We start from the raw sequence: 2,669 nt of genomic DNA, 5'->3' as shown, positions 1-2,669 counted from the left end.
TGGAATTTTCCATTTCTCAAACGAATAAGTGTTAACTATATCTTCCATTAAATGTTCAAGATCAACATCAAATTCGCTCATTTTTCTCTGTTAATATTAAATTAATTTTCTAACATAAATAATTTAATCTCGTTACAAAATTTGTCACAAATTTAAGTAGCAGAAAATGACACTTCACTTAATATGAAAGCTTACAAATGATAATAAATATAAAAAGAGGGAACTTAAAAATGTTTAAAGAAGATCAAAAAGGCTATGTTGTTATATTTTAAATGCAGGATGCTTTGGTTCAAAATTCTTAAGGAATGAATATAGATTTGGATGCGTTTTCTGCATTCTTCTATAATGTGAAATTCCTTTTAAAGGGCAACACCAGCAACCAATTCTCTGGTAGCCCATATTGTAAAGTGGGTTATAAGGCAGATTTCTTTCTTTTATGTACCTCCATACCTCTTGTGAATTCCAATCATAAATCGGGTTTATTCTTAAGATTGGCGGATCTTTTTTCGGCATAGTAAAAGGCTTAAGATAGCGACGGTAAAACGATTCGGTTCTCGTAACCCCCGTTATTTCAGCCATTATGCCATGCTCTATCATATACTTATATGCAGGTTCATCCTTGTAAGGCTTGCAGCACCATCTATTTTCATGAGTTGCCCATCCATGTTCCTTTACTGCAGAGAAGAAATTTCTATTCGGATTAGTTACGTGCAATTTGAATCCCCACATTTTCGACAAATTCAACACGTATTGAATAGTTTCAGGAAATTCAATTGTTGTATTATTAAAGATTACTGGGATATCTGGACCGAGTGTTTCAAGCGCTAAATGTAGTACAACTAAACTATCTTTCCCACCACTAAATGCAACTGCTAAATTATCACCAAATGTTTCCTTTGCTATCTTCAATATACTTTTTGCTTGTAAAACCTTAAAGTCAAAGTAAATACGCTCATTTGCTTCATCTACCCAACATTTACCCATATTTCCACAACTCCTAATATAAAATATTAAAACTTATTTATAAATCCTGAATTTTATCATTTAATAACTAGTATTCAAGCAATTTAATAGCAAAATCTCCTGCCCTCGCTAAAAGATCTGAATGTACCGTTGAAGAAACTGCTACCTTTAAGCTTTAAAATTTTGCACTCTCCATTTATGAGTTTAAAGGGTTGTGCAGTAGAGGCGTTTATAAATTTCATATGGAGCTTTTACAACTTCATAGCCACCTTTATGAGCATTCCAAAGCCCATTCCATAAGCCGTCTACGGCTTGAGAAGCCTCTATTCTTACTATCGGCCTATACGTCGAAGTCGGGTTATTCCTGCCCCAATGATAGTACAGACAGCTTAAAATGAGCCTTCTATTTAAAAAGGCAGTTTCACCTTTACTAATTCCGGATGGTAGGTTAGCGTATGGTAGAATGGGTATATTGTATCTATTGGGTGGTGATAATTGCTTTTCTGCTGTGGTGAAAGCATTAAATTCGCAAAACATCTCTTCAACTAAATGAGGCATTAAAGGATATCGTGCTTTTCCCATCCATTCCATTAGGGTCGCCACATCTTCTATTACGTGATGAGCCATCTCATGCCAAAATATTGTCATAACGTAGACGTACCACAGTTCATTCACGGTTATATTGTTAGGCCATGGGTACTTGGAAACAAATGCTCGAAAATCTGAAATCATTTTATTAATTCTAAAGTATATTCCCATCTCCGAAAAGTGATAAGGAACATAATAAGCTAGGGGATCTTTTATAACATGTTCCCGCTTTTCTAACCTTAAAATGTCCCTATCTCTTAAATATGGCTCAACTCTATGTAATACGTTATTTTCAAATTCCTCAAGAACAGAAACTGATTCTATAATTCCCCCTTCAAATTTTTCTCGTAAAGGTATCCATTCCTCGCCAGCTCTAGGAATATTGGCTTGCAACCAAGTGTTCAAGATTTCCCCCTCCAAAATACATGTTTCCCTTCAGAATTCTTGCAGTACATATTCTTTATTAATGGAAGCAAATTACATAAATATGCACATAATGGTATTTCATAATTTATAATGGGTTTATTCATCAAAGTTAATTTCACTTAAATTGTACATTAATTTTACTGTATATGTAGCATACAAGATTGTTCTTGTTTAGTTCAAATACTGACTTGGAAAAATTAAATAAATTAAAGGGCTGTAACCTTTTTATTGGGGGTTTATTTGGGGATTTCGCTTTATGATATTTTTAATAGGTTTAAGGGGGAGGCGTATAGGTTGGGTTGGCGGTTTTCAGAGGATGAGTGGGTGGTGGAGGGGGCTAATGAACTGGTCTTTTATAGTTTGAGAGATCGCTCATATACTGTTCCAACGTATGTTGTTGAAGGTGATTTGGATATTTTATTGTCGAAGATGTCTAGAGCTGCAAAAGAGGCTAAGGTTTATGGGGTTATTTTCCTTTCTCCTTCAACTACGGGTCCTGCTGAGCGACTTATTGCTGATCATTCTGAGAAGGTGGCGCTCATCACTTTAGATGTTGAGAATAGGAGGGGGAGTAAGCTTAATAGGACGGATAGTAGGGTCATACACTTCTTCATAAAATGGTTGTCTGAAACTTATGGTGTGGAGTTTGAGGATGTGACGTGGCCTTTTGAACGTAAGGAGGCTATTGTCCA

General features: G+C 35.3%; 3 protein-coding genes. 1 reads left to right on the top strand and 2 read right to left on the bottom strand.

The features are described from left to right. Positions 1-261: 261 nt before the first annotated feature. Both MRT15_RS12415 and MRT15_RS12410 read right to left on the bottom strand, forming a co-directional pair. The gene (locus MRT15_RS12415; protein WP_304330608.1) at positions 262-984 is read right to left on the bottom strand and encodes a phosphoadenosine phosphosulfate reductase family protein; all 723 of its coding nucleotides are present in this window, start codon (positions 982-984) and stop codon (positions 262-264) included. A 183-nt stretch (positions 985-1,167) separates the two neighbouring features. Next, positions 1,168-1,956: a hypothetical protein gene (locus MRT15_RS12410; protein WP_304330607.1), complete on the bottom strand. Its 789-nt coding sequence runs from the start codon at positions 1,954-1,956 to the stop codon at positions 1,168-1,170. Positions 1,957-2,217: 261 nt separating this feature from the next. Between MRT15_RS12410 and MRT15_RS12405 the strand changes: the two genes are divergently transcribed. After that, the coding region (locus MRT15_RS12405; RefSeq protein WP_304330606.1) for a hypothetical protein at positions 2,218-2,669 on the top strand (452 nt) is incomplete at its 3' end.

It is taken from the genome of Candidatus Culexarchaeum yellowstonense, assembly GCF_024707025.1.
Classification (GTDB): domain Archaea; phylum Thermoproteota; class Methanomethylicia; order Culexarchaeales; family Culexarchaeaceae; genus Culexarchaeum.
The sequence above is the reverse complement of the archived record's forward strand: the minus strand, read 5'-3'. Positions and strand labels throughout refer to the sequence as shown.

Excerpts from the sequence above, each read along its gene's own strand:
- MRT15_RS12415 (WP_304330608.1), bottom strand. The coding sequence starts at position 984 with ATGGGTAAATGTTGGGTAGATGAAGCAAATGAGCGTATTTACTTTGAC.